We start from the raw sequence: 22,426 nt of genomic DNA, 5'->3' as shown, positions 1-22,426 counted from the left end.
AAAGGCGCCCCGCGGGGCGCCTTCAAGCTCACGCGTTACGTCGGGACCTCAGCGCACGCGGATCGCGATCAGGCGGCCCGTCGGTTCGCGTGCGCCCTCCACGATGTAGAGCATGCCGCTCGCCGACAGGCTGATCATCCCCGGCGACGGATGCGACCACACCGACTGGCGCGTCGCGAGGTCGATCGCGTGCACCGCGCGGTCGGTGCTGACGAAGAGCAGGTTGTCGGTGACCACCACGTTGCGATGGAACTCGCTGTCGCTTGAGGTGCCCGTCCACGACCACAGCACCTGGCCGGTGGCTTCGCTGATCGCGTCGAGCGACTTCGGCGCGTTGCGGCCCGCGTACACCACCCCCTTGGCGAGCGCCGGCGTCGTCAGGTAGGCCTGCTGGGTGATCCACCGCGTGTTGCGGTTTTCCACCGAGAAGTTCACCAGGCGGCGGCTGTCGTAGTGCTCCACGCTCGACGAGGCACGGCCGCTGAACGCGCCGCCGCTGAAGGCGATCACGTGGTCGGCCGAGCCGAGGATGGGCGAGCCGTGGTACGAGTAGCCCCAGCCCGGACCGAACGGGTCGGGGATCGACGCGACGAGGTTGCCGTCTACCTTGCCGTACACCTCCAGGCCAAGGCCGCTGTAGTGGTAGACGTATCGACCATCCACCGCCGGCGTGCTCATGTCGTCGTCACCCGCGGTCTGCAGCCATGAGCGAGCACCCGAGGTGGCATCGAACGAGTAGATGCCGCCGCCGTAGTAGCCGCCGTTGGTGAAGACCTGCCCGTCGCTCGGCGTGGGGGCGAGCACATGGCCCCATTGCGTCTCGAAGGGCGCGCGGAAACGCTGCGTGCCGTCGGCCGCGTTGAAGGCGTAGAGGAAGGTGTCCGAGTGGCCCGTCGTCGCCGCATAGACGGTGCCGTTGGCCACTGCCGGCGGGTTGAGGCCCGGCATGCGGCCGAAGTCGTGCCGCCAGGCTGGCGTGCCATCGGCTTCGTTCAGCGCGTGCATCGACACATTGCTGAAGTAGTCGTCCTCGGTCACGAAGACCTTGCCCCCTTCGCTCACCACCGCGTTGATGGCCCCGATCACGCCTCCCGGCGCACGCCGCCACTCCCACGCGAACTGGAAACGCGAGGCATCGAGCGTCACCGGCACGTAGCCGGTGTGCGCCGCGTTGCCCTGGTGCGTCTGCCAGTCGCTCTTCGGTGCGACGGTGATGCCAAAGGGCACCACGATGCGCGCCGTGCGGGTGGGGTGCTTGCACTTCGCGTCGTGGCAAGCGGCGAGCTTCAGCTCGCCGTTGTACCGGCCCTCGGCCAGCCCCTCGGCCGTGCTCAGGCGCACCGTGAAGCGCCCCTGGCCTTGCGACTCGATCACCGGCTTGGGTGCAAACGCCGTCGGCACACCGCCTTCGACGACGAGCTGCACCCGGTTGGGGGCCGGGCCGGCGTACTGCAAGGCCAGCTCGGCCACCGCCGTGGCACCGCTCGTCAACTGAAGGTCGATGCTGCCGGGTGAGGCCGTCAGCGAGGCCTGCGAAGCCGCTTGCGGTGCCTGCGCTCGCAACGTGTCGGCGTTGGTCGCGTGGTTGGCAGAAGTGTCAGCAGCGTCCTCACCGCCGCCACACGCAGACAGAGCCAGGGCGGCCACGGCCGTCCACCATATTTTTTGCATTGAAATCTCCCTGTTTACCGTGATGGGCCCCCGGGTGGCGAGGGCCAGCGAAACCGCGACGCGATCGTGTCGATCGATGCGGCAAGGGAGACTGTAGAGAGGGGTTCCTGACAACGCTTTGTCAGGAGACTCTCAACGCCTGCTCAGAGTTGTTCCCACTCCGGCAGGCAGTGTTTGGCGAGTGCCGTGATCCACGCCGGCTCGGTGGGGTCGAAGGCCAGGCCGAGGGCCGGGCTGACCAGGAAACGGGCACGCCAGAAGGCGGTGGCGTCTTGCGCCAGCACGAAGGGCTGCAGCTGGTCGAAGGGCACGGCCAGCGCGCCCATCTGCAGCACGGGCGAGCGGGCGGTGATCTCCTCCAGCCGCCCGCTGTCCTGGAAACGCAGCACCACGTCGCCGTAGTCCATCTCGTTCAGGCCGACCTCGTTGCGGCCGGCCTGGAGCGGCGTGCCGCGCTGCTTCAGCAGATCGTCGGGCCGCAGCGAAAACGCGTAGCCCGCGAACGAGAGGTAAGGGTCGAGCCGCATTGGGTGAGGGCCCGACAGCGGGTGTCAGCGCCCGAGTTGGGTGAGCGCGGCCCGCAATCCGGCGAGGCCACCGACCCGCTGGTCGTTGATGAAGATCTGCGGCATCTGGCGCACCGAGGGGCCGCACTTCTCGAAGAAGGCCAGGCGCTCGGCTTCGTCGTCGATCTTGACTTCCTTGAAGTCGATCGACTTGGTCTTGAGCAGCATCTTGGCCTGGTCGCATTGCGGACAGGCCGACTTGGAATAGACGACGATGTGGAGGTTCATGGCGCCCAGTTTAGGGGGCCGCCCGCTTGGGGCGCCGCGCCAATGACCCCGCCGCAGCGGCACGCAGCAGGCGCTGGAAGGTGGGGCATTCGGCGTGGCTGGGGGCAGGGCAGACCGCCGCATGCCGCAGGCCCTGGCTCACGGCTTTCAGGCGCTTGATCGTCGCGTCGAGTTCGTCGGCCTTGGCGTCGAGCTTGCTTCGGTTGATGTGTGGCCGCCCGTCGGCCGAAAACATCTGGCCGATGTCGTCGAGTGAAAAGCCCGCCGCCTGGCCGAGTGCGATGAGCGCCAACTGGTCGAGCACGCGCGGCGAGAAGGTGCGCCGCAGGCCCTGGCGGCCGGTGGAGGCGATCAGCCCCTTCTCTTCGTAGTAGCGCAGGGCGGAGGCCGGCACTCCCGAACGCCTGGCGACTTCGGCGATGTCCATCCAAAAACCTCTTGACTTCAAGTTGACTTGAACTCGTATCGTGCCCGCCATGCTGTCAACCGTCAACGAAAGGAGTGTCATGAACATGCTGCTGCACGTCGCCCTGGTCGGCCTCGGCGCCACCGTGCTGATGGACCTGTGGCTGTGGGGCCTGAAGCGGCTCGGCGTGCCCACGCTCAACTTTGCGCTCGTGGGTCGCTGGGTCGGCCACCTGGCGCGTGGCCAATGGGCGCACATAGCGATCGCCAAGGCGCCGCCGGTGCGGCACGAGGCGGCGCTCGGCTGGCTCGTGCACTACGGCGTGGGCCTTGCGTTTGCGGCCGTGCTGGTGGCCTGGTGCGGCATCGGCTGGCTGCAGCAGCCGAGCGTGTCCGCCGCGCTGGCCTTCGGTGTGGGCACGGCCGTGGTGCCGCTCTTCGTGATGCAACCGGCGATGGGCGCCGGCATCGCGTCGCGCAAGACGCCGGCGCCGCTCAAGAACTGTCTCAAGAGCCTCGCTACCCACACCGTGTTCGGTGTGGGCCTTTATCTCTCTGCTGTTGTCATTGAAAGGAGCTTCCCGTGATTCCCAGAAAGTTTGAACCCTATCTCTTCGGCCTCGTGCTCTCGGGCCTGATGTCGTTCGTGGTGGCAGGCATTTCCACCTTCCGCGCCGTGGGTCTGGTCGACGGCTTCGCCGGCCTGTGGGTGGGTGCCTGGCTCACCGCCTGGCTGGTGGCGTTTCCCATCGTGCTCTTCGTCGCGCCGCTGGCACGGCGGGTGGTGCAGCGGATGCTGGCGCCGGCGTGAGCTTGCCATCTGTCGATGATTCCATGATAATCAAATCATGGAAGAAAAAGACATTGTTCGCGCCCTTTCCGCCCTGGCCCATGAGCACCGGCTGCAGGTGTTCCGGCTTCTCGTCGTGGCCGGCAGGACGGGCCTGACCCCCGGCGCCATCATCGAGGCGCTGGGGATCGCACCCGCCACCTTGTCCTTCCACCTGAAGGAGCTGGCCCACGCCGGCCTCATCGACCAGCAGCGCGAAGGGCGCCACCTCATCTACCACGCGGCCTTCGGCCGCATGAACGAGGTGCTGGCCTACCTCACCGAAAACTGCTGCCAGGGTGAGGCCTGCCTGCCGGCACCATCAACCTCGTGCGAGTGCTGAAGAAGGAGTTTTCATGAAGCGGTTTCACGTTCACCTGCATGTCGACGACCTCGCCCAGAGCGTCGCGTTCTACTCCAAGCTCTTTTCCGCCGAGCCCGCGCGGCTGGAAGGCGACTACGCGAAATGGATGCTCGACGACCCGCGCATCAACTTCGCCATCTCCACCCGCGGCGGCGCACCGGGCATCGACCACCTCGGCTTCCAGACCGACTCGGCCGACGAGCTGGCCGAGCTGAAGACGCGTGCCGAACACGCCGAGCTGGCGCTGCGCGACGAGGGCGCCACCACCTGCTGCTACGCGCAGAGCGAGAAGCACTGGGTGACCGACCCGCAAGGCATCGCGTGGGAGCATTTCCACACGCTGGCCGACATCCCCGTCTTCAGCCAGAAGCCCGCCGATACGTCGGCCAGCGCCTGCTGCGCCCCCGTCTCGCGCGGCAAGCCGGTCGGCATCCCCGTCAAGCCAGCCTCGTCGTGCTGCTGATCACCCAGTGAGACTCCCGTGAGCGAACGCCCCTACAACATCCTCTTCGTGTGCACCGGCAATTCGGCCCGGTCCATCCTCGCCGAATCGCTGATGAACCAGTTGGCCCATGGTCGCTTCAAGGCTTACTCGGCCGGCAGCGCGCCCAAGGGCGAGGTCCATCCATTGACGCTGCAGACGCTCGACGAGCTGAAGCTGCCGCGCGCGGGGGCTGCGCAGCAAGGGCTGGGAGGAGTTCGCCACGGCCGATGCCCCGGCGATGGACTTCGTCATCACCGTGTGCGACCAGGCCGCCGGCGAAACCTGCCCGGTGTGGCCCGGCCAGCCGATGACGGCGCACTGGGGCTTGCCCGACCCGGCGGCCAAGGAAGGCAGCGATGCGGAGCGGCAGCAGGCGTTCCTCGACGCGGCGGTGCTGCTCAAGCGGCGCATCGAGCTCATGCTCGCCTTGCCGCTGCCCGCGCTGGACCGGATGTCGCTGCAGAGCGCGGTGCGCGGCATCGGCGGCCAAGGCGGTGCTGCGGCCACGCACGTGCTCATCCTCTGCACGCACAACTCCGCACGCAGCGTGCTCGCCGAAGGCATGCTCAACCACTGGGCCCGCCGGCTCGGCAAGAACGTGCAGGCCCACAGCGCCGGCAGTGCGCCGAGCGGGCGCATCAACCCCTTCGCGCTGGAGGCGCTGCAAAACGCCGGTGTCGACACGGCGGGCTACCGCAGCAAGAGCTGGGACGAATTCAGCCGCGATGGCGCGCCGCCGCTGGCCATCGTCATCACCGTGTGCGACAGCGCGGCTGCCGAGCAGTGCCCGGTGTTCTTCGGCGGCACGGGCGGGCAGCCGGTCAAGGTTCACTGGGGCTACCCCGACCCGTCGAACGCCGAGGGCGGCGACGAAGGCAAACGCCGCGCCTTCGAGTTGACGCGCCAGGCCATCGGCTACCGCATGCTGCAGCTGCTGCAGTTGCCACTCGCCACGATGAGCGCCGCCGAGCTGAAGCGCGCGCTGGCCGACATCGGCGGGAGCTGACGATGGATCTGTCGCGCAAGCTTCTCGCCGAAGGCCTGGGCACGGCCTTGCTGCTGGCCGTGGTGATCGGCTCGGGGATCATGGGCGAACGCCTGTCGGGCGGCAACGTCGCGATCGCGCTGCTCGCCAACACGCTGGCCACCGTGGGCGGTCTTTATGTGTTGATCGAGGTGATGGGCCCGGTGAGCGGCGCCCACTTCAACCCCGCGGTGAGCGCAGTGATGGCCTTTCGCGGCGAACTGCCGCGCGCCGAACTGCTGCCGTACGTGGCGGCGCAACTGGTCGGTGCCATGCTCGGCGCATGGCTCGCGCACCTGATGTTCGAGCTGCCGGTGCTGCAGGTCTCGGCCAAGCTGCGCACGGGCACGGGCCAGTGGGTGGCTGAGGCGGTGGCCACCGCGGGCCTGTTGCTCGTGATCCTGCGTGCGCCGCCCGGGCGCGTGGCGGCCATGGTGGCGGCGTACATCGGTGCGGCCTACTGGTTCACCGCGTCGACCTCGTTCGCGAACCCGGCGGCGGTCTTCGGCCGCCTCTTCAGCGACAGTTTTGCGGGCATCTCACCGCAGAGCGCGCCGGGCTTTGTGGCGGCTGAACTGGTAGGGGCTGCCGTGGCGTTGGCGATCCATGCGCGGCTCGCGCCGGCCGCGCCACGCGGGCTGCGGGCATGACGGCGCTCAACCGAGACTGTTTCTGCATCGGCCTCGACGACCGGGCCCTGTCGAGCGCGCTCGCCTCGCCTGGTGACGCGGTCGACCTCGACGCGCTGGTGCGCGAGCGTTGCCCGCATGTGTTTGCCGCACGGCCCGTCTTCGCCAGCACCGATGCGCTGGCGCGCATGGCCGAGGTGGTGAAGGCCATCGATGCGCTCGTGCGGCAGCCGGTGTGGGAGGAGCGTGCCCTCGCCCAGGCGCCCACCATCGCGCGCCACGGCGCGCAGGGCGTGCGGGGAGTCTTCTTCGGCTACGACTTCCACCTCGACGGTGACCGGCTGGGCCTGATCGAGATCAACACCAATGCCGGCGGGGCCCTGCTCAACGTGGTGGCCGCCCGCGCCCAGCGCGGCTGCTGCGACACGGTGCAGCGCCTGCTGCCGCTGCCACGCTCGCCCGATGCGCTGGAGCAGGACATCGTCGCCATGTTTCGCCACGAATGGCAGCTCGCGCACCCGGCGACGCATGCCACCCGCCCGTTGCGGCGCATCGCCATCGTCGACGAGGCACCGCAGGCGCAGTACCTCTACCCGGAGTTCCTGCTCTTCGAGCGACTCTTCCGCCGACACGGCCTGGAGGCGGTGGTGCTCGACCCGGCCGAGCTGCGCTTCGACGGGCAGTCGCTGCGCGACGCGGCCGGCGTGATCGACCTCGTCTACAACCGCCTCACCGATTTCGCGTTCGACGGGCCCGAGGTGGCAGCGCTGCGCGAGGCCTACCTCGCCGATGCGGTGGTGGTCACGCCCAACCCGCGCGCCCATGCGCTCTATGCCGACAAGCGCCACCTGGCCGTGTTGAGCGACGACACCGCGCTGCGCGAGCTGGGCGTGCCCGGCGCCACGCGCGAGCTGCTGCTGCAGGCCGTGCCGCGCACGCAGGTCGTGCACGCCAACGACGCCGAGGACTTGTGGGCGCGGCGCCGCCAGCTCTTCTTCAAGCCGGCGGGTGGCTTCGGCAGCCGCGCGGCCTACCGCGGCGACAAGCTCACCCGGCGCGTCTGGGAGAGCATCGTCGCGGGCGACTACGTGGCGCAGGAGCTGGTGCCGCCGGGCGAGCGGCACACGGAAGGAGAGGGCGCCGAACCCGGTGACACGCTCAAGTACGACGTGCGCAACTACGCCTACGACGGCCAGGTGCAGTGGGTGGCGGCGCGTCTCTTCCAGGGGCAGACGACGAACTTCCGCACGCCCGGCGGCGGCTTCGCGCCGGTCTACCGTGCGCCGGCTCGGATGCTTCGCCCGTAGCCGGCCGGGGGCCTGGCGTCGTTTGCTTGCGGCGGTGTCCTACACCGAGCGGCTGCGCCTCCTGACGCGGCTTTCGCATCGGCGCAGGCAGCATCCGTGCTCGTGAAACGCAGGTCGTGTCGACCGCGTCTGCCACGCCCTCAGGAGAATGAATTCCATGAAGAAGCCACTGACCCTTGCCCTCGCCGCCCTGTTTGCCACCGGCACCGCATTCGCCCAAGCCGGCACTGCCGTGAAGGAAGGTGCCAAGGCGACCGCCGAGACCGCCAAGCAAGGTGCCGAGAACGCGAAGGCCGCCGTGTCGGACCAGCCCGAGAAGACGCTGCACAAGGGCAAGGCCAAGGTGCACAAGGCGAAGGCCAAGCGCCACGGCGAGAACGCGAAGGACGCGGCCAAGGACACCGTCAACTGACGCACGCCGCTCCTCACGGTTCAGCGCGTCCGGCGTGAGCACGGCCCATGGCCAAACGCACGCTGGCAAGCGCCTGGGCGAAATCGTTCGAGCGCAGCGTGTCTGCGTGGACACGCGCCGGCCTGCAACACGGCCGCCGGCAGCTCGGCCAGGTCACCAAGGCCGCGGTCGCCAAACGCCAGCCGCCGCCGGGGCCGGGTGACTGGCTGCCGGGCGTGGCCATGGGCCTCACCGGAATGCTGCGCTTTCATGTGTACCGCCCACCCGGGCTGCACTACGCGGAGCGTGTGCCGGTGGTGGTGATGCTGCACGGTTGCGGGCAAGACGCGCGCAGCTTCGCGCTCAGCACCCGCATGAACCGGGTTGCCGACAAGGAGCGCTTTCTGGTGCTCTACCCCGAGCAGGACCGCGTGGCCAACCCGCAGGGCTGCTGGAACTGGTTCGACACCCGCTCCGGCCGCGCGCACCAGGAAGCCGCGCTCATCCTCAAGGCGATCGACCAGGTCGCGCTCTTCTACCCCGCCGATGTGACGCGCGTCGCGTTGGTCGGCTTGTCGGCCGGCGCCAGCATGGCCGCCTTGCTGGCCACGCGGCACCCACAACGTTTTCGTTCGGTGGTGATGCACTCCGGCGTGGCGCCCGGCTCGGCCGACAGCAGCACCGGCGCGATGCGTGCCATGCGCGGGCGGCAGCTGCTCACGCCGTTGCCGGTGGGCGAGGCCTTGCCGCCGCTGATGGTCATCCACGGGGCGCATGACACGGTGGTGTCGTCGCGCAATGCGCGCGCGGCGGCCAGCCTGTGGGCCGATGCAGCCGGCGCCACCGCCAGCGAAGCGCGGCGCGTGCAGCGCGGGCAGCGCCACGCGATGACCATCACCGAGTACCACCGACGCGGGCGCGACGTGGCCACGCTGGTGGAGATCGACACCCTCGGCCACGCCTGGAGCGGCGGTGCGGCCCGCAAACCCTACAGCGACAGCCGCGGGCCCGACGCCTCGCGCCTGGCATGGGCGTTTGCGCGCAAGCAGTTCCGCCCCTGAACGTGCCGGGCCGGGTGACTCCTGCACAATGCCGGCGGCTGATCCGGAGACCGTGCCCATGACCCCCGAAGAACGCCGCGCCCTGCGCGCCAAGCTCATCGCCGCCCGCCAGGCGCTGCCCGATCGCCTGGAGCGCGCGGTGCAACTGCAGCAGGTGCTGCGCGCCTGGCTCGTGAGCCGCCGCGAATCAACCATCGGCGCCTACTGGCCGATCAAGGGCGAATTCGACCCGCTGCCCGCGCTCTACCGCTGGAGCGAAGGTGGCCCCGAGGGCTCGCCGCGCCGCATCGGCCTGCCGGTCACCGACCGGCTCACCGGCGAGCTTCGCTTCCATGTCTGGTACCCGGGCTGCGAGATGGAACTCGACGCCCACGACATTCCCAAGCCCAAGGGCACCGACGAGTTCAAGCCCGGCATCCTGGTGCTGCCCTGCGTGGGCTACGGCCCCGGCGGCGTGCGCCTGGGCTATGGCGGCGGCTTCTACGACCGCACCATCGACAGCCTGAACCCGCGCCCGCTCACCATCGGCGTGGGCTACGCGCACGGCTTCCAGCCGATGCTGCGCGCCGAGCCCGACGATCTGAAGGTCGACGTCATGCTGACCGAAGAAGGCGTGATGTGGCAGCGGCCCGGCGCGTGAGACGCTGACCGCACCCCGTGCGGTCGCAGGCATGCCAAATGCCGGTGCGAGGGTCGCATCTTCCGGAGCTTGCATGGACATGCTGGTCAACATCGACGTGCCAGACCTGGCTCGCGCCGAAGCCTTCTACACGGCGGCGTTCGGGCTGCGGCCCGGGCGGCGGATCGGGGCCGAGGTGCTGGAACTGCTCGGTGCGCCGGTGCCGATCTACCTGTTGCAGAAGGCGGCCGGCACCTCGCCCGTGCCGGGCGGCACCCAGGTTCGCAGCTACCAGCGCCACTGGTGCCCGGTGCACCTCGACATCGTGGTGCCCGACCTCGACGCCGCCCTGAGGCAGGCACTGACGGCCGGAGCGTTGCAGGAAACGCCGGTGCAGGTGGCCCGTTGGGGCAAGCTCGCGATGCTGGCCGACCCGTATGGCAACGGCTTCTGCCTGATCGAATTCATCGGCCGCGGGTACGACGAGATCGCCACCTGAAAAAATCGGTGAAGCTGTCGATTTCGCGGCGGCCCGCCCGTCGTGTAATCAGAGCCACCCGTTTTTCAACCCGGCTCGCTCGACCAACCCACAACAGGAGAACGACATGCGCGTGATGGTGATCGTGAAAGCAAGCCCCGAATCCGAAGCCGGCAAGATGCCCAGCACCGAGCTGATGGCGGCGATGGGCAACTACAACGAAGAGCTGGTCAAGGCCGGCATCATGAAAGGCGGCGACGGCCTGCACCCCAGCTCGCGCGGCAAGCGCGTGCGCTTCTCAGGCCAGAGCCGCGCGGTGATCGACGGGCCCTTCGCCGAGACCAAGGAGCTGATCGCCGGCTACTGGGTCTGGGAGGTGAAGGACATGGACGAGGCGGTCGCCTGGGTCAAGCGCTGCCCCAACCCGATGGAGAGCGATTCCGAGATCGAGATCCGCCCGTTCTTCGAGGCCGCCGACTTCGGCGAGGCGTTCACGCCCGAGCTGCAGGCGCAGGAAGAGCGACTGCGCCAGCAACTGGGCGGCGAGACGCGGATCTGAGCCTGATCAGGCCCCGCCGAGCGTGGCCGCGTGTTCCTTCAGCCGGGCCGGCACGCTGCCCGCCAGTCCCACCGCGGCGCGGCTGGCCAGCATGCGCTGGAACACCCGCTGCACCTGCAGCGCGTCGACCGCCTGCAGACGTGTGAGCCACTCGCCGGGCTCGCGCAGGCGGTCGAAGGTGAAGAGCTCCTGCGCCGCCGCTTCCATGCGCTTGGCCGGCTGCTCGAGCGAGCGCAGCGCGCGCACGCTGATCTGGTTGCGGGCGCGGGTGAGGCTGTCGGCGTCGATGTGCTCGGCGTGCTGGCGCAAGAGCTTCGCCACTTCGGCGATAAAGGCCTCGCCCTGCTGCGGCTCGGTCGCGCCATCGATGACGAACTGGCTGGCGAGCGGGTACACGTCGGCCGAGCAGCCCACCTGGTAGGCCAGGCCGCGCCGCTCGCGGATCTCATCCAGCAGCGGCGAGTTTCATGCCCTCGCCCAGCAAGGCCGCGGCCAGCACGTCGGCGAGGTGCGAGTCGTCGGCCAGCGGCGGTGCCTCGAAGCCCAGCACGATCTGGCACTGCGCACTGCCCGACAGGCGCCTGAGCTTCACGCCGCCGTGCCACTCGGGCGGCGCCACCGTGTTGGGCTCGCCGCGCGGCATGTCGCCGAAGGCACGCTCGGTGGCGGCGATGAGCGCGGCCTCGTCCACCGGGCCGGCCGCGGCCACCACGATGTTGCAGGCGGTGTATTGCTGCTGCACATAGGCCAGCAGGTCGTCGCGCGTGAAGCGCTTGATGTTGGCACGGTTGCCGATCACCGGGCGTCCCGCCGGGTGCTGGTCGCCGTAGCTCGCCTTGTCGAAGAGGTCGAAGGCGATGTTGACCGGGTCTTCCTCGAACTCGGTGGCTTCGTGCTGGATCACCTGGCGCTCGCGCTCGAGTTCCTCGGCGGGGAAGGTGCTGTGGCGCACGATGTCGGCGATCTGCGCCACGAAGGTCGGCAGGTCGTGGGGCAGGCCTTCGATGTGGAAGGCGGTGTGGTCCTTGTCGGTGTGCGCATTGACCTCGGCGCCCAGGCGCTCGGCATCGAGGTTGATGTGCTGGCAGTCACGCGTGGCCGTGCCCTTGAAGGCCATGTGCTCCACCACGTGGCTGATGCCGCTCTGGGCGCGCGTCTCGTGCAGGCTGCCGGTGCGCACGAAGACACTCAGGCTCACCGTCTGCCGCCAGGGCATGGGGAGGGCGACGATGCGCAGGCCGTTGGAGAGGGTGTGCAGGGCAGGGGTGAGCGCGGCAGAGGAGATCAAGGTGAGGCGGGGCCGGAGGAACAGGCCCAGATGATCTCAGTTCCGAGGTTCCCCCAGGCGGCCGCGGGACGCGCTCAGAAACGGTAGCCCACACCGGCCCCGACGAGCAGCGGGTCGACCTTGAAGGTGCCGATCTTCGCGCCGCCCGAACTCACGTCGGTGCGGATCTGCACCTTCTTCACATCGAGGTTGAGGTACACGTTCTTCGTCAGCGCGTAGTCGGCGCCGATCTGTGCGGCCAGGCCGAAGCTGTTGCGGTCGATGTCCACGCCGGCCGGCAGCCTCACCGCCGAAAAGCGCGTGTAGTTCACGCCGGCGCCAAGGTAGGGTTTGAACGGCCCGAACTGCGTGAAGTGGTACTGCGCCGTCAGCGTGGGGGGCAGGTGCTTGAGCGAGCCGATCTCGGTGCTGCCGGCCTTGAGCGTGTGCTTCTGCGGGTAGGTGAGGATGAGTTCGACGGCGACCTGCGGCGAGAGGAAGTAGCTCACGTCGAGTTCGGGGATCACCTTGTCGTTGACGCTCAGGCCGAGGCCGGTGCTGTCCTTGTTGGCAGTGTCGAGGTTGACGGCGCGCACGCGCACGAGGAAGGGACCGTCTTGCGCGAGAGCGGCCAGGGGCGAGGCCAGGCTGGCGGCGGCGGCCAATGCGAGAGCGGAGCGGGTGAGGAGGGTGGTTTTCATGGTGTGCTGTCCTGTCTACGAGGGAGAAGTCCTCGCGGAAAAGATTTCACCGTTCGCACGGCCGGCGATTGTTGCGGCGCATCAAACGTCGCGCGAAAGCTGGTTTGCGGCAGGTCAAGGGCCTGTGCCGGGCGGCGCGGGCTGCCCGCCGGCCATGTCACAAAACCATGCGGCCGATCGTCTTGAGGGAGTGAACGAGCGCATTGACAATCCTTCGCGAAGGCCGTGATGCGGATCCCCATGCACACCTCCGACGCCGACGAACCCACCCGCGACTTCTCCCGCCTACGCGCACGCCTGCAGGGCATCGCCTACCGCATGCTCGGCAGCGTGGCCGAGGCTGAAGAGGTGGTGCAGGACGTCTGGCTGCGCTGGCACGAGGCGCAGGCCGATCCACCCGACAACGCAGAGGCGTGGCTCATCACCGTGACCACACGCCTGGCGATCGACCGCCTGCGTGCGAGCAAGGTGCAGCGCGAGCACTACGCCGGCATCTGGCTGCCCGAGCCGCTGCTGACTGGATCGACAGCCGACAGCCCGCAAGACGTGCTGGAGCGCGCTGACGACCTCTCGGTCGCCTTCCTGATGCTGCTGGAGCGCCTGTCACCCGAGGCGCGCGCCGCGTTCCTGTTGCGCGAGGTGTTCGACGTGGACTATCCGGACGTCGCCCGCATGGTCGGCAAGGCCGAACCGGCTTGCCGGCAGCTCGTGAGTCGCGCGAAGAAGCAGCTCGCGGACGAGCGGCCGCGCTATCGCGTGACACCCGACCAGCACCACCGGCTGCTCAGCGGCTTTGCGCACGCCATGACCGCCGGGGATTTCAACGCGCTGCGCTCGATGCTGAGCGAAGAAGCCGAGCTGATCGGCGATGGCGGCGGCAAGGTGGTGAGCTTCCCCAAGCCCTTGCGGGGCGCACGCCGCATTGCGCAGCTTTTCTACGCGACACACCGCCGCCTGCACGAGCGGCAGCGCGTGCAACTCGTGCGGCTCAACGGCGAATGGGGCCTGCTGCGTTTCATCGATGGTGTGCTTGAGGCGGCGCAGAGCTATGAGACCGATGGCACGCACATCGTGCGCATCCGTGTGCAGCGCAACCCCGACAAGCTGGCGCGCATCGCCGCCGCTGTCACAGGTTGAGTGGGTTGCACGTCTTGTGGGTATGGAAGCTGTTTCCATCAACCCACAGGAGTGATTCATGACCCAGCGCATCAACTACGTGCAGCAATCGCCCGAACTTTTCAAGAAGTACCTGGAGTTCAGCACCGCCGCCAAGACCGCCAGCTCGATCGAAGCGTCGATCCAGCACCTGATCGAGATCCGCGCTTCGCAGATCAACGGCTGCGGCTTCTGCGTCGACATGCATGTGAAGCAGGCGACGATCCACGGCGAGCGCCCGCTGCGCCTGCACCACCTCGCGATCTGGCGCGAGTCCACGCTGTTCTCACCACGCGAGCGCGCCGCGCTGGCCTGGACCGAAGCGCTGACCACGCTGCCGCCGCATGGCGTGCCGGATGATGTCTACGACAAGGTGCGCACGCAGCTGTCGGAGAAGGAGCTGTCGGACCTCAGCTTCCTCGTGATGGCCATCAACGGCTGGAACCGCGTCAGTGTGGCCTTCCGCAACGTGCCTGGTTCGCAGGACAGGGCGTTCGGATTGGACAAGGCGCAGCTCGCCTGAGCTGCACCCCGGGCCCGCGCCCCTTCAGCGGTGCAGCCCGAGCCGCCGGCAGATCTCGAGCGGCGCCACCGACTGGTTCATCGTGTAGAGGTGCAGCGCGGGCACACCGCCGGCGATGAGGCGTTCGCACAGGGCGGTCACCACGTCGAGGCCGAAGGCCTTGATCGACTCCACGTCGTCGCGGTACGCCTGCAGGCGCAGGCGGATCCAGCGCGGGATCTCGGCGCCGGAGTTGTCGGCGAAGCGGATGATGCCGGCCGAGTTGATGATGGGCATGATGCCGGGCACGACCGGGATGTCGGCGCCGAGCTTGCGGGCGTCGTCGACGAAGCGGAAGTACGCGTCGGCGTTGAAGAAGAACTGCGTGATCGACGAGTTGGCGCCGGCGCGCACCTTGGTGAGGTAGGCCTGCAGGTCGTCTTGCGGCGAGCGGGCCTGCGGGTGCATCTCGGGGTAGGAGGCCACCTCGATGTGGAAGTGGTTGCCGGTCTGCTGGCGGATGAACGCGATGAGGTCACTCGCGTAGCGGAACTCCCCGAAGCCGCCATAGCCGCTCGGCAGGTCGCCGCGCAGCGCGACGATTCGCTTGATGCCGGCGGCCTTGAACTGCTCGATCTTCTGCAGCACCGACTCGCGGTTGGCGCCGATGCAGGTGAAGTGCGAGGCGGCGTCCACGCCCTCGGCGAGGATGGCCTGCACCGCGGCCAAGGTACCGTCTTGCGTGGAGCCGCCCGCACCGTAGGTGACGGAGCAGAACTGCGGCTTCAGCGCATAGAGCTTCTGGCGCACGGCGGCCAGCTTCTCGACGCCTTCAGGCGTTTTCGGAGGAAAGAACTCCAGGCTGAGGGGAAGGGTGCTCATCTGCTGTCCTCGATGTCAGGCGGGCTGTTTTGCCCACACGAAGAATTCGGTGTTGCCGTTGCCGCCCTGGATGGGGCTCTGGAAGTACTGCTGGACCTTGAGGCCGTGCGCCTTGCAGGCCTGCCACAGTCGGTTCTCGACTTCGACGAAATGCGCCGGGTCTTTCACGATGCCGCCCTTGCCGATCTGCGCCGGCTGCAGTTCGAACTGCGGCTTGACCAGCAGCAACAGGTCGCCTCCCGGCTTCAGGTAGGTCACCATCGTCGGCAGCACGTGGGTGGAGGTGATGAACGACAGGTCGGCGGTGACGAAGTCGAAGCTGTGCTCGGCATGCTCGGCGGCGAAGGCGCTGCCGGTCACGTCGCGTGCGTTGATGCCCTCGTAGCTCGTGACACGCGCGTCGGCCGCGAGCTTCGGGTGCAACTGGCCGTGGCCCACGTCGAGGCCGACGACCTTCACCGCACCGCCTTGCAGCAGCGCATCGGTGAAGCCGCCGGTGCTCTGGCCGAGGTCCAGGCAGCTAATGCCCGTCACATCGATGCCGCAGTGCTTCAAGGCCCCTTCGAGCTTGAGCCCACCGCGCGACACGAAGCGCAGCTCCGCGTCGTCGGTGATCTCCATCTCGCAGTCTTCGGGCACGTCGAGGCCCGCCTTGTTCACCACGGCCCAGCCCTTGGGGCCGAGCCAGCGCACGGCGTTGCGCTCGATCAGGCGCTGCGCGGCCGACCGGGTGGGCACGAGGCCCCGTTGAAGGATCAACTGGTCGGCGCGCATCGTGATCAGTAGCGGTACGTGTCGGGCTTGAACGGCCCTTGCTTCGGCACGCCGATGTAAGCGGCCTGCTCGTCGGTCAGCTCGGTCAGCTGCGCGTTCAGCGTGGTGAGCTGCAAGCGGGCGACCTTCTCGTCGAGGTGCTTGGGCAGCACGTAGACCTTGCCGATGTCGTACGAGTCGGGGTGCGTGAAGAGCTCGATCTGCGCGATGGTCTGGTTGGCGAAGCTCGACGACATCACGTAGCTCGGGTGGCCCGTGCCGCAGCCGAGGTTCACCAGGCGGCCCTTGGCCAGCAGGATGATGCGCTTGCCGTCCGGGAAGATCACGTGGTCGACCTGCGGCTTGATCTCTTCCCATTCGTACTTCTCGAGCGACGCGACCTGGATCTCGTTGTCGAAGTGGCCGATGTTGCACACGATGGCGTTGTTCTTCATCGCCTTCATGTGGTCGTGGGTGATGACGTCCTTGTTGCCGGTGGTGGTGACGAAGATGTCGGCCTTGTCGGCAGCCCAGTCCATGGTGACCACGCGGTAGCCTTCCATCGCGGCCTGCAGGGCGTTGATGGGGTCGATCTCGGTGACCCACACCTGCGCCGACAGCGAGCGCAGGGCCTGCGCCGAGCCCTTGCCCACGTCGCCGTAGCCGGCCACGACGGCGATCTTGCCGGCGATCATCACGTCGGTCGCGCGCTTGATGCCGTCGACCAGCGATTCACGGCAGCCGTAGAGGTTGTCGAACTTGCTCTTGGTCACCGAGTCGTTGACGTTGATGGCGCGGAAGGGCAGGGTTCCCTTGGCGCTCATTTCCTTCAGGCGGTGCACGCCGGTGGTGGTCTCTTCGGTCACGCCGATGATCTTGGCCGACTTGCGCGTGTACCAGGTCGGGTCTTCGGCCAGCTTGGCCTTGATCGAGGCGAAGAGGCAGGTCTCTTCCTCGCTGGTCGGGTTGGCGATGACGGACGGGTCTTTCTCGGCCTTCTTGCCGAGGATCATCAGGAGCGTGGCGTCGCCGCCGTCGTCGAGGATCATGTTCGGGCCTTCGGTGGCCGAGCCCTTGGGGCCGAAGTCGAAGATGCGGTGGGTGAAGTCCCAGTACTCGGTGAGCGTTTCGCCCTTGTGCGCGAACACCGGCGTGCCGGCGGCCACCAGTGCGGCTGCGGCGTGGTCCTGGGTCGAGAAGATGTTGCACGAGGCCCAGCGCACTTCGGCGCCGAGCGCTTGCAGCGTCTCGACCAGCACGGCGGTCTGGATGGTCATGTGCAGCGAGCCGGTGACGCGGGCGCCCTTGAGCGGCTGGGTCTTGGCGTACTCGGCACGGATGGCCATCAGCGCCGGCATCTCGCTCTCGGCGATCTTGATTTCCTTGCGGCCCCAGTCGGCGAGCGACAGGTCGGCAATGGCGTGGTCTTGGGTGGGTTTGAGGACGGCGTTCATGTTCGGGCTCCGGTCAATGAGGGAACCCGCACGCAGCACTCGGGAAGGGAGACGTTCGAAGGGGACGTTCACCACTCACCCACGAGGACTGTCGTGCGGGTGAGCGCGGTTGCAAGAAGATTTCCGAGCCTGGGGCACAGGGGTGTGCCTTGCAACGCTCCTCGGAAAGTGGCGGGATTGTAGTTCAGGGGCGGCGCCGGTTCCAGCGCTCGCCCCCCTCGATGCGGGCCGGTGTTGCGACTTTCTGCCGGCTTAGCGTGAGCGTTCCAGGATGCTCACGTAGCTGGCCACCGCCGCGCCGCCCATGTTGAAGACGCCGGCCAGCGAGGCATCGGGCACCTGCAGCTCGCCGGCCTCGCCGCACAGCTGCATGGCCGACACCACGTGCATCGACACGCCGGTGGCGCCGATGGGGTGGCCCTTGGCCTTGAGGCCGCCCGAGGCGTTGACGGGCAGGCGCCCGTCGCGCATCACCACGCCTTCTTCGAGCAGGCGGTGGCCCTGGCCGGTGGGCGCAAGGCCCATGGCTTCGTAGCTCAGCAGCTCGGCGATGGTGAAGCAGTCGTGCACCTCCGCCAGCGACAGGTCGTGCACGCCGCAGCGCGCCGCGCCGAGGGCCTGCTGCCAGGCGCGGCGCGGGCCTTCGAAGCTCACGGTGTCGCGGCGGGCCAGCGGCAGGTAGTCGTTGACCTGCGCCCGCGAGCGGATCGCCACCGCCCGCGGAAAGTCTGTGGCCAGGCTGTCGTCGACCAGCACCAGCGCGGCGGCCCCGTCGGAGACGAGCGAACAATCGGTCTTGCGCAGCGGTGCGGCGATGAGCGGGTTCTTCTCGCTCACGGTGTTGCAGAACTCGAAGCCGAGGTCGCGCCGCATGTGGGCCCAGGGGTTGGCGACGCCGTTGGCGTGGTTCTTGGCGGCGATGCGCGCGAGCGTTGCCGAGTGGTCGCCGTGGCGCGCGAAGTAGGCCTGCGCGAGCGTCGCAAAGATGCCGGGGAAGCCGCCCGCCGGCGCGTCGACTTCCGCCGAGTACGCGCACTGGCCGAGGATGCGCGTGGTGTCGGCGCCCGACACGGCGGTCATCTTCTCGGCCCCGATCACCAGGGCCACGCGCGAGCGGCCGGCCTCGATGGCGTCGCAGGCGGTGTACACCGCGGCCGAGCCGGAGGCGCAGGCGTTTTCCAGCCGGGTGGCGGGCTTCCAGCGCAGCGCGTCATCGGCCTGCAGCGTGAGCGACGACGCGAAGACATCCGGCGTGAAGCCGCCGTTGAGGTTGCCGAGCCAGAGGCCGTCGACCTGCCCGGCGTCCACGCCGGCATGCGCCATCGCCTCGCGGGCGGCGCGGGTGATGAGGTCTTCGAGCGAGAGGCCGTCGAGGCGGCCGAACGGAAGGTGGGCCCAGCCCACGATGGAAACACCCATGCTGTGACTCGTCGGGCAGTTGCGATGGGCCCATGGTGGGGCGGTCGCCGCGCCGGCAACAGTCGCCCAAGTACCTCAGGGTTTCCCCTTGGCTTGTTGCGGCATGACGCCCGGGTGACACCAGGGGTACACCGATCGGTGTACTTTTCGACCCATAACCGGAGACATCGATGACCCACCTGCGTGCACTGGGGCCTGCGCTGCCGATCCTGATCGGCGCCTCGTTGATGCTGAGCCTCAGCATGGGACTGCGGCAAAGCCTGGGCATCTTCATGCCGCCGCTCACCAAGGACGTGGGCATCTCGGTGTCCGACTTCACGCTCGCGGTGGCGGTGCAGAACCTGGCCTGGGGCTTCCTGCAGCCGTGGGCCGGGGCGGTGGCGGTGCGGCTCGGCTACAAGCGGCTGATGCTCGCCGGCTCGCTGCTGTACATCATCGGGCTCGTCTTGCTCGCCACGGCGCAGGGTTTCATCAGCGTGCTGCTCGGCGCGGGCGTGGCGATCGGGGCGTCGATGGCGCTCACGGGGCCGGCGTTTGCGATGGCGGTGGCCTCGCGGGCGGTGTCGGCAGCGGTGCGCAGCTCGGTGCTGGGCATCGTGTCGGCGGCCGGGTCGCTGGGCGCGCTGATGGCCGCGCCGCTCGGGCAGGCGCTGGCGCAGGCCTCGGGCTGGCGTGTCGGGCTCTACGGCTTCATCGTGCTGTCGCTGGTGATCCTGCCGGCGGCGTGGTACGCCGGCCGCGCCGACGCGCTGCCGGTGCCGCCTTCGCCGGGAGGCGACGACAAGAGTGCCGGCGAGGTGGTGAAGGGCGCGCTGCGCCATGCGCCGTTCGTGGTGATGACGGCGGCGTATTTCGTCTGTGGCATGCAGCTCATCTTCCTGACCACGCACCTGCCGTCGTACCTGGCGCTGTGCGGCATGGACCCGATGCTGTCGGCGCAGGCCCTCGGGGTGATCGGCGGCTTCAACGTGCTGGGCAGCCTCTTCTTCGGCTGGGCCGGCGGGCGCTGGAACAAGCTGCTGCTGCTCGGCGGTATCTACCTGCTGCGCTCGATCGGCATCGCCTGGTACTTCATGACCGCACCCACGCCGGGCAGCACGCTGCTCTTCGCGGCCATCATGGGCTTTCTGTGGCTGGGCGTCGGGCCGCTGGTGGCCGGCTCGATCAGCGAGACCTTCGGCGTACGCTGGCAGGCCATGCTCGGCGGCGTGGCCTTCATGAGCCACCAGATCGGCAGCTTCGTCGGGGCATACGGCGGCGGGTTGATCTACGACGCGCTCGGTTCGTACACGCTCGCCTGGCAGGTCGGCGTGGGCGTGGGCCTTGCGGCCGGCATCGTGCAATGTGCGTTTGCGCTCGCGCGGCCGCCCGAGCCGCGCACGCCAGTGCCGGTGCCTGCATGAAAGCCGCGGTCTCGGCGGTGCCGATGAAGGACCGCATCCTCGACGCCGCCGATGGCCTGTTCTACGGCCAGGGCATCCAGGCCGTCGGCGTGGACGCGGTCGCGGCCTCGGCCGGCATCAGCAAACGCACGCTCTACAAGCACTACCCGAGCAAGGCCGAACTGGTGGCGGCCTACCTCGCCCGCCGCACCGGCCAGGCGATCCCCTTCGAGGGCACGCCGGTCGAGCAGATCCTCGGCCTCTTCGACGGCCTCGCGCGCTGGTTCGGCAGCAAGCGCTTTCGTGGCTGTGCGTTCGTCAACGCGGTGGCCGAGCTGAGCGGCGAGCGGCAACACCCGGCGATCGGCGTGGCGGCCGAGCACAAGGCGCGCCGGCTGGCCCAGGTGCGCACGCTGCTGCAAGGTCTGGGCGTCGACGACCCCGACCGGCTCGCGGAGCAACTGATGGTGCTCTTCGAAGGCGCGGTCGCGGTGTCGCTGGTGCGCGGCGGCGACCCGCAGGTCGCCCACTCGGCGCGCGAGGCGGCATGCGTGCTGCTGCGCAGCGCCGGCGTCGCGGTGGATCGCGATGCGCGAGACTCGGCCCGATGAAGCCGATTCCCGCCCGCCCCTGGCCCGAGTTGAACCCGGACGACGCCCGCTCGGTGCTGGGCGTGATGACCGACATCGACGACACGCTCACGACCACCGGTGCCATCACCGGCGAGGCCCTTCGCGCGTTGCACGACTTGCAGGCTGCCGGCCTCCCGGTGATTGCGATCACCGGCCGCCCGATGGGCTGGAGCGAGCCCTTCGCGCGCCAGTGGCCGATCGCCGCCATCGTGGCCGAGAACGGCGCGGTGGCGCTCTTTCGCGAAGGCAACGAGTTGCGCGTCGAATATGCACAAGACGCCCCCACCCGCGAGCACAACGCGCGCCGGCTGCGCGAGGTGGCCGCGCGCGTGCTGCGCGAGGTGCCGGGTGCCACGCTGGCGCAGGATAGCGCCGGCCGTGTCACCGACATCGCCATCGACCACAGCGAGTTCACGCAGCTGGAGGCGGCCCGCATCGACCAGGTCGTGGCGGTGATGCGTGAAGAGGGCATGACGGCCACGGTGAGTTCGATCCACATCAACGGCTGGTTCGGCGAGCACACCAAGCTCTCGGGGGCGCGCTGGATCGTGCAGCGGCTGCTCAACCGCGATCTGGACGCGGAACGCACGCGCTGGGTCTACGTGGGCGACTCCACCAACGACCAGCTGATGTTTGCCCACTTCCCGTTGAGCGTGGGCGTGGCCAACCTCGTGCACTTCCGCGAGCAGCTGCACACCTGGCCGGCCTACCTCACGGTGGGCGAGCGGGGCGTCGGTTTTGCCGAAGTGGCGCAGGCGCTGCTCAGGTCACGCGCCGGATGAGCGGGGCCATGCTCGTCATCGTGGCCGGGCCGAAGAGGGTGGCGAAGGCCACGTCCTTTGCATCGCGGCCGACGGCGATGCGCACCATCTCGTCGACCTCGACCAGCCGTGTCGGGTCGAACATCACCCACCCATCGCCGAGCCAGGCCTCGAAGACCGCATGAAAGTCCGGCGGCGGCTCGTCGAACACCGCATACCCCACGACCAGGCGCGCCGGGATGTTGAGCGCACGGCAGAAGGTCACGCCCAGGTGCGCGAAGTCGCGGCACACCCCGGCGCGCTGGCGGAACACGTCGCAGGCCGTGGTGGTGGCGTCGGTCGACCCGAGCTTGTAGTCCACGTGCTCGTGGATCCAGTCGCTGATGGCCTGCACCCGCGGGTAGCCCGGCGGATGGTCGCCGAAGATCTTCTGCGCCGCGTTCGACAGCAGGTCGGACTCGCAGTAGCGGGTGGGCATCAGGTTGTGCAGCACCACGTCGGGCAATTCGGCAATCGGCACCTCGGGCGCTCTCACGTTGCGCGAGGGCGGCGTGCGGTGCACGCGTGCGCGGTAGTGCAGGCTGAACGGCCCCGCGTCGGCATGCACCCGCGCAAAGCGGTGATGCACCGTCGGGTCTTCGTAGACGTGCACCGCAAGCCCTGGCGTGGTGACCAGCGATTCGTCCTGCACGCGCTGGTCCATGCCCCGCAGGGCGTGGACCTGGAACAGGAAGTCGGTGGGGCCGGCGGTTTACGTAGTCGAGCTTGCAATCGATGTCGAACAGGTGAGCGCTCATCGGCGACTTTCCTCGCTCTCTGCTTGGAGGGACATGCCGCGAATTTCATCCGCGTTGTGCGGCGCTGCCCATCGTCCCCCTGCTGATCTGCCGGTAGGAAAAGTAC

General features: G+C 68.6%; 29 protein-coding genes, 1 pseudogene and 1 riboswitch. Of the genes and pseudogenes, 18 read left to right on the top strand and 12 right to left on the bottom strand.

The features are described from left to right. Nucleotides 1-48: 48 nt before the first annotated feature. The 4 genes from LRS03_RS14580 to LRS03_RS14565 form a co-directional block, all read right to left on the bottom strand. On the bottom strand, nucleotides 49-1,671 hold the full coding sequence (locus tag LRS03_RS14580; protein WP_257826276.1) for an outer membrane protein assembly factor BamB family protein: 1,623 nt from the start codon (nucleotides 1,669-1,671) through the stop codon (nucleotides 49-51). A gap of 143 nt (nucleotides 1,672-1,814) precedes the next feature. Continuing rightward, a complete protein-coding gene (locus LRS03_RS14575; protein WP_257826275.1) occupies nucleotides 1,815-2,198 on the bottom strand; it encodes a hypothetical protein in 384 nt (127 codons plus the stop codon). Between the two features lie 24 nt (nucleotides 2,199-2,222). Then, nucleotides 2,223-2,465, bottom strand: coding sequence for a glutaredoxin family protein (locus LRS03_RS14570; protein WP_257826273.1), 243 nt, complete (start codon nucleotides 2,463-2,465; stop codon nucleotides 2,223-2,225). Nucleotides 2,466-2,475: 10 nt separating this feature from the next. After that, entirely contained in the window at nucleotides 2,476-2,892 is a 417-nt protein-coding gene (locus LRS03_RS14565) for a helix-turn-helix domain-containing protein (RefSeq protein ID WP_257826271.1), read from the bottom strand. A 79-nt stretch (nucleotides 2,893-2,971) separates the two neighbouring features. On the opposite strand from LRS03_RS14565, the gene LRS03_RS14560 reads away from it, so the two are divergent. The 13 genes and pseudogenes from LRS03_RS14560 (at nucleotide 2,972) to LRS03_RS14500 (ending at nucleotide 10,615) form a co-directional block, all read left to right on the top strand. Then, a complete protein-coding gene (locus tag LRS03_RS14560; protein ID WP_257826270.1) occupies nucleotides 2,972-3,457 on the top strand; it encodes a DUF2938 domain-containing protein in 486 nt (161 codons plus the stop codon). Then, complete coding sequence (locus LRS03_RS14555; RefSeq protein ID WP_257826268.1) at nucleotides 3,454-3,681, top strand: DUF2798 domain-containing protein; 228 nt, start codon at nucleotides 3,454-3,456, stop codon at nucleotides 3,679-3,681. The genes LRS03_RS14560 and LRS03_RS14555 overlap by 4 nt, the downstream gene beginning before the upstream one ends. Before the next feature lie 37 nt (nucleotides 3,682-3,718). Beyond that, nucleotides 3,719-4,042, top strand: a complete 324-nt coding sequence (locus LRS03_RS14550; protein WP_257826266.1) for an ArsR/SmtB family transcription factor — start codon at nucleotides 3,719-3,721, stop codon at nucleotides 4,040-4,042. A 13-nt stretch (nucleotides 4,043-4,055) separates the two neighbouring features. After that, a complete protein-coding gene (locus LRS03_RS14545; RefSeq protein WP_257826265.1) occupies nucleotides 4,056-4,526 on the top strand; it encodes an ArsI/CadI family heavy metal resistance metalloenzyme in 471 nt (156 codons plus the stop codon). A gap of 18 nt (nucleotides 4,527-4,544) precedes the next feature. Further along, nucleotides 4,545-5,031, top strand: a pseudogene (locus LRS03_RS14540) (arsenate reductase ArsC); the annotation flags it as partial. Beyond that, entirely contained in the window at nucleotides 5,017-5,553 is a 537-nt protein-coding gene (locus tag LRS03_RS14535) for an arsenate reductase ArsC (protein ID WP_257829562.1), read from the top strand. The pseudogene LRS03_RS14540 and the gene LRS03_RS14535, both read left to right, overlap by 15 nt. Nucleotides 5,554-5,555: 2 nt before the next feature. Further along, on the top strand, nucleotides 5,556-6,221 hold the full coding sequence (locus LRS03_RS14530) for an aquaporin (RefSeq protein WP_257826263.1): 666 nt from the start codon (nucleotides 5,556-5,558) through the stop codon (nucleotides 6,219-6,221). Beyond that, nucleotides 6,218-7,507, top strand: coding sequence for a hypothetical protein (locus LRS03_RS14525; RefSeq protein WP_257826261.1), 1,290 nt, complete (start codon nucleotides 6,218-6,220; stop codon nucleotides 7,505-7,507). Before LRS03_RS14530 ends, LRS03_RS14525 begins: the two co-directional genes overlap by 4 nt. A 157-nt stretch (nucleotides 7,508-7,664) precedes the next feature. Further along, complete coding sequence (locus tag LRS03_RS14520) at nucleotides 7,665-7,919, top strand: hypothetical protein (protein WP_257826260.1); 255 nt, start codon at nucleotides 7,665-7,667, stop codon at nucleotides 7,917-7,919. A gap of 47 nt (nucleotides 7,920-7,966) precedes the next feature. Further along, entirely contained in the window at nucleotides 7,967-8,959 is a 993-nt protein-coding gene (locus tag LRS03_RS14515; protein ID WP_257826258.1) for an extracellular catalytic domain type 1 short-chain-length polyhydroxyalkanoate depolymerase, read from the top strand. Between the two features lie 58 nt (nucleotides 8,960-9,017). Continuing rightward, the gene (locus tag LRS03_RS14510; RefSeq protein WP_257826257.1) at nucleotides 9,018-9,599 is read left to right on the top strand and encodes a 5-formyltetrahydrofolate cyclo-ligase; all 582 of its coding nucleotides are present in this window, start codon (nucleotides 9,018-9,020) and stop codon (nucleotides 9,597-9,599) included. 73 nt (nucleotides 9,600-9,672) lie between these two features. After that, nucleotides 9,673-10,077, top strand: coding sequence for a VOC family protein (locus LRS03_RS14505; RefSeq protein WP_257826255.1), 405 nt, complete (start codon nucleotides 9,673-9,675; stop codon nucleotides 10,075-10,077). Between the two features lie 106 nt (nucleotides 10,078-10,183). Then, entirely contained in the window at nucleotides 10,184-10,615 is a 432-nt protein-coding gene (locus LRS03_RS14500; protein WP_257826254.1) for a YciI family protein, read from the top strand. Nucleotides 10,616-10,621: 6 nt separating this feature from the next. On the opposite strand, the gene LRS03_RS14495 is transcribed toward LRS03_RS14500, so the two are convergent. The 3 genes from LRS03_RS14495 to LRS03_RS14485 form a co-directional block, all read right to left on the bottom strand. Continuing rightward, entirely contained in the window at nucleotides 10,622-11,029 is a 408-nt protein-coding gene (locus LRS03_RS14495) for a peptidase M16 family protein (protein WP_257826253.1), read from the bottom strand. A 31-nt stretch (nucleotides 11,030-11,060) separates the two neighbouring features. Beyond that, nucleotides 11,061-11,903 carry a M16 family metallopeptidase gene (locus LRS03_RS14490; protein ID WP_257826251.1) on the bottom strand — a complete coding sequence of 281 codons (843 nt, stop codon included), beginning with the start codon at nucleotides 11,901-11,903 and terminating at the stop codon, nucleotides 11,061-11,063. Nucleotides 11,904-11,977: 74 nt separating this feature from the next. Further along, the gene (locus LRS03_RS14485) at nucleotides 11,978-12,583 is read right to left on the bottom strand and encodes an OmpW/AlkL family protein (protein ID WP_257826250.1); all 606 of its coding nucleotides are present in this window, start codon (nucleotides 12,581-12,583) and stop codon (nucleotides 11,978-11,980) included. Between the two features lie 240 nt (nucleotides 12,584-12,823). Here LRS03_RS14485 and LRS03_RS14480 point away from each other — a divergent pair, with 240 nt between their 5' ends. Continuing rightward, nucleotides 12,824-13,720 (top strand): RNA polymerase sigma-70 factor, encoded by an 897-nt coding sequence (locus tag LRS03_RS14480; RefSeq protein ID WP_257826249.1) that lies wholly within the window; start codon nucleotides 12,824-12,826, stop codon nucleotides 13,718-13,720. A gap of 58 nt (nucleotides 13,721-13,778) precedes the next feature. Continuing rightward, nucleotides 13,779-14,261 (top strand): carboxymuconolactone decarboxylase family protein, encoded by a 483-nt coding sequence (locus LRS03_RS14475; protein ID WP_257826248.1) that lies wholly within the window; start codon nucleotides 13,779-13,781, stop codon nucleotides 14,259-14,261. A 24-nt stretch (nucleotides 14,262-14,285) separates the two neighbouring features. Here LRS03_RS14475 and metF read toward each other — a convergent pair whose 3' ends face one another. From metF to LRS03_RS14455, 4 genes are all read right to left on the bottom strand, one after another. After that, nucleotides 14,286-15,122 carry a methylenetetrahydrofolate reductase [NAD(P)H] gene (metF, locus tag LRS03_RS14470; protein ID WP_257826247.1) on the bottom strand — a complete coding sequence of 279 codons (837 nt, stop codon included), beginning with the start codon at nucleotides 15,120-15,122 and terminating at the stop codon, nucleotides 14,286-14,288. A 15-nt stretch (nucleotides 15,123-15,137) separates the two neighbouring features. Continuing rightward, nucleotides 15,138-15,896: a TlyA family RNA methyltransferase gene (locus LRS03_RS14465; protein WP_257826246.1), complete on the bottom strand. Its 759-nt coding sequence runs from the start codon at nucleotides 15,894-15,896 to the stop codon at nucleotides 15,138-15,140. A 5-nt stretch (nucleotides 15,897-15,901) separates the two neighbouring features. After that, a complete protein-coding gene (gene ahcY / locus LRS03_RS14460; RefSeq protein WP_257826245.1) occupies nucleotides 15,902-17,329 on the bottom strand; it encodes an adenosylhomocysteinase in 1,428 nt (475 codons plus the stop codon). A gap of 94 nt (nucleotides 17,330-17,423) precedes the next feature. Next, a riboswitch (S-adenosyl-L-homocysteine riboswitch) is annotated at nucleotides 17,424-17,498 on the bottom strand. Nucleotides 17,499-17,581: 83 nt separating this feature from the next. Continuing rightward, on the bottom strand, nucleotides 17,582-18,748 hold the full coding sequence (locus LRS03_RS14455; RefSeq protein WP_257826244.1) for an acetyl-CoA acetyltransferase: 1,167 nt from the start codon (nucleotides 18,746-18,748) through the stop codon (nucleotides 17,582-17,584). Nucleotides 18,749-18,918: 170 nt separating this feature from the next. Between LRS03_RS14455 and LRS03_RS14450 the strand changes: the two genes are divergently transcribed. Genes LRS03_RS14450 through LRS03_RS14440 form a run of 3 tightly spaced genes read left to right on the top strand, consistent with a single transcriptional unit; the run spans nucleotide 18,919 to nucleotide 21,544 of the window. After that, nucleotides 18,919-20,151 carry an MFS transporter gene (locus LRS03_RS14450; protein WP_257826242.1) on the top strand — a complete coding sequence of 411 codons (1,233 nt, stop codon included), beginning with the start codon at nucleotides 18,919-18,921 and terminating at the stop codon, nucleotides 20,149-20,151. Next, entirely contained in the window at nucleotides 20,148-20,741 is a 594-nt protein-coding gene (locus tag LRS03_RS14445) for a TetR/AcrR family transcriptional regulator (RefSeq protein ID WP_257826240.1), read from the top strand. Before LRS03_RS14450 ends, LRS03_RS14445 begins: the two co-directional genes overlap by 4 nt. Continuing rightward, complete coding sequence (locus LRS03_RS14440) at nucleotides 20,738-21,544, top strand: HAD-IIB family hydrolase (RefSeq protein WP_257826238.1); 807 nt, start codon at nucleotides 20,738-20,740, stop codon at nucleotides 21,542-21,544. Before LRS03_RS14445 ends, LRS03_RS14440 begins: the two co-directional genes overlap by 4 nt. On the opposite strand, the gene LRS03_RS14435 is transcribed toward LRS03_RS14440, so the two are convergent. Beyond that, the gene (locus tag LRS03_RS14435) at nucleotides 21,525-22,226 is read right to left on the bottom strand and encodes a transglutaminase-like domain-containing protein (protein ID WP_257826236.1); all 702 of its coding nucleotides are present in this window, start codon (nucleotides 22,224-22,226) and stop codon (nucleotides 21,525-21,527) included. The genes LRS03_RS14440 and LRS03_RS14435 overlap by 20 nt on opposite strands. Nucleotides 22,227-22,426 lie beyond the last annotated feature (200 nt).

Source organism: Rhizobacter sp. J219, assembly GCF_024700055.1.
Lineage (GTDB): Bacteria > Pseudomonadota > Gammaproteobacteria > Burkholderiales > Burkholderiaceae_C > Rhizobacter.
This window is presented reverse-complemented; position numbering and strand designations above follow the sequence as displayed.

Coding starts and splice junctions, on each gene's coding strand:
- LRS03_RS14485 (WP_257826250.1), bottom strand. CDS start 12,583: ATGAAAACCACCCTCCTCACCCGCTCCGCTCTCGCATTGGCCGCCGCC.
- LRS03_RS14530 (WP_257826263.1), top strand. CDS start 5,556: ATGGATCTGTCGCGCAAGCTTCTCGCCGAAGGCCTGGGCACGGCCTTG.
- LRS03_RS14440 (WP_257826238.1), top strand. CDS start 20,738: ATGAAGCCGATTCCCGCCCGCCCCTGGCCCGAGTTGAACCCGGACGAC.
- LRS03_RS14455 (WP_257826244.1), bottom strand. CDS start 18,748: ATGGGTGTTTCCATCGTGGGCTGGGCCCACCTTCCGTTCGGCCGCCTC.
- LRS03_RS14475 (WP_257826248.1), top strand. CDS start 13,779: ATGACCCAGCGCATCAACTACGTGCAGCAATCGCCCGAACTTTTCAAG.
- LRS03_RS14435 (WP_257826236.1), bottom strand. CDS start 22,226: ATGGACCAGCGCGTGCAGGACGAATCGCTGGTCACCACGCCAGGGCTT.
- LRS03_RS14565 (WP_257826271.1), bottom strand. CDS start 2,892: ATGGACATCGCCGAAGTCGCCAGGCGTTCGGGAGTGCCGGCCTCCGCC.
- LRS03_RS14445 (WP_257826240.1), top strand. CDS start 20,148: ATGAAAGCCGCGGTCTCGGCGGTGCCGATGAAGGACCGCATCCTCGAC.
- LRS03_RS14505 (WP_257826255.1), top strand. CDS start 9,673: ATGGACATGCTGGTCAACATCGACGTGCCAGACCTGGCTCGCGCCGAA.
- LRS03_RS14515 (WP_257826258.1), top strand. CDS start 7,967: ATGGCCAAACGCACGCTGGCAAGCGCCTGGGCGAAATCGTTCGAGCGC.
- LRS03_RS14500 (WP_257826254.1), top strand. CDS start 10,184: ATGCGCGTGATGGTGATCGTGAAAGCAAGCCCCGAATCCGAAGCCGGC.
- LRS03_RS14520 (WP_257826260.1), top strand. CDS start 7,665: ATGAAGAAGCCACTGACCCTTGCCCTCGCCGCCCTGTTTGCCACCGGC.
- ahcY (WP_257826245.1), bottom strand. CDS start 17,329: ATGAACGCCGTCCTCAAACCCACCCAAGACCACGCCATTGCCGACCTG.
- LRS03_RS14545 (WP_257826265.1), top strand. CDS start 4,056: ATGAAGCGGTTTCACGTTCACCTGCATGTCGACGACCTCGCCCAGAGC.
- LRS03_RS14580 (WP_257826276.1), bottom strand. CDS start 1,671: ATGCAAAAAATATGGTGGACGGCCGTGGCCGCCCTGGCTCTGTCTGCG.
- LRS03_RS14465 (WP_257826246.1), bottom strand. CDS start 15,896: ATGCGCGCCGACCAGTTGATCCTTCAACGGGGCCTCGTGCCCACCCGG.
- LRS03_RS14510 (WP_257826257.1), top strand. CDS start 9,018: ATGACCCCCGAAGAACGCCGCGCCCTGCGCGCCAAGCTCATCGCCGCC.
- LRS03_RS14480 (WP_257826249.1), top strand. CDS start 12,824: ATGCACACCTCCGACGCCGACGAACCCACCCGCGACTTCTCCCGCCTA.
- LRS03_RS14570 (WP_257826273.1), bottom strand. CDS start 2,465: ATGAACCTCCACATCGTCGTCTATTCCAAGTCGGCCTGTCCGCAATGC.
- LRS03_RS14525 (WP_257826261.1), top strand. CDS start 6,218: ATGACGGCGCTCAACCGAGACTGTTTCTGCATCGGCCTCGACGACCGG.
- metF (WP_257826247.1), bottom strand. CDS start 15,122: ATGAGCACCCTTCCCCTCAGCCTGGAGTTCTTTCCTCCGAAAACGCCT.
- LRS03_RS14550 (WP_257826266.1), top strand. CDS start 3,719: ATGGAAGAAAAAGACATTGTTCGCGCCCTTTCCGCCCTGGCCCATGAG.
- LRS03_RS14450 (WP_257826242.1), top strand. CDS start 18,919: ATGACCCACCTGCGTGCACTGGGGCCTGCGCTGCCGATCCTGATCGGC.
- LRS03_RS14575 (WP_257826275.1), bottom strand. CDS start 2,198: ATGCGGCTCGACCCTTACCTCTCGTTCGCGGGCTACGCGTTTTCGCTG.
- LRS03_RS14560 (WP_257826270.1), top strand. CDS start 2,972: ATGAACATGCTGCTGCACGTCGCCCTGGTCGGCCTCGGCGCCACCGTG.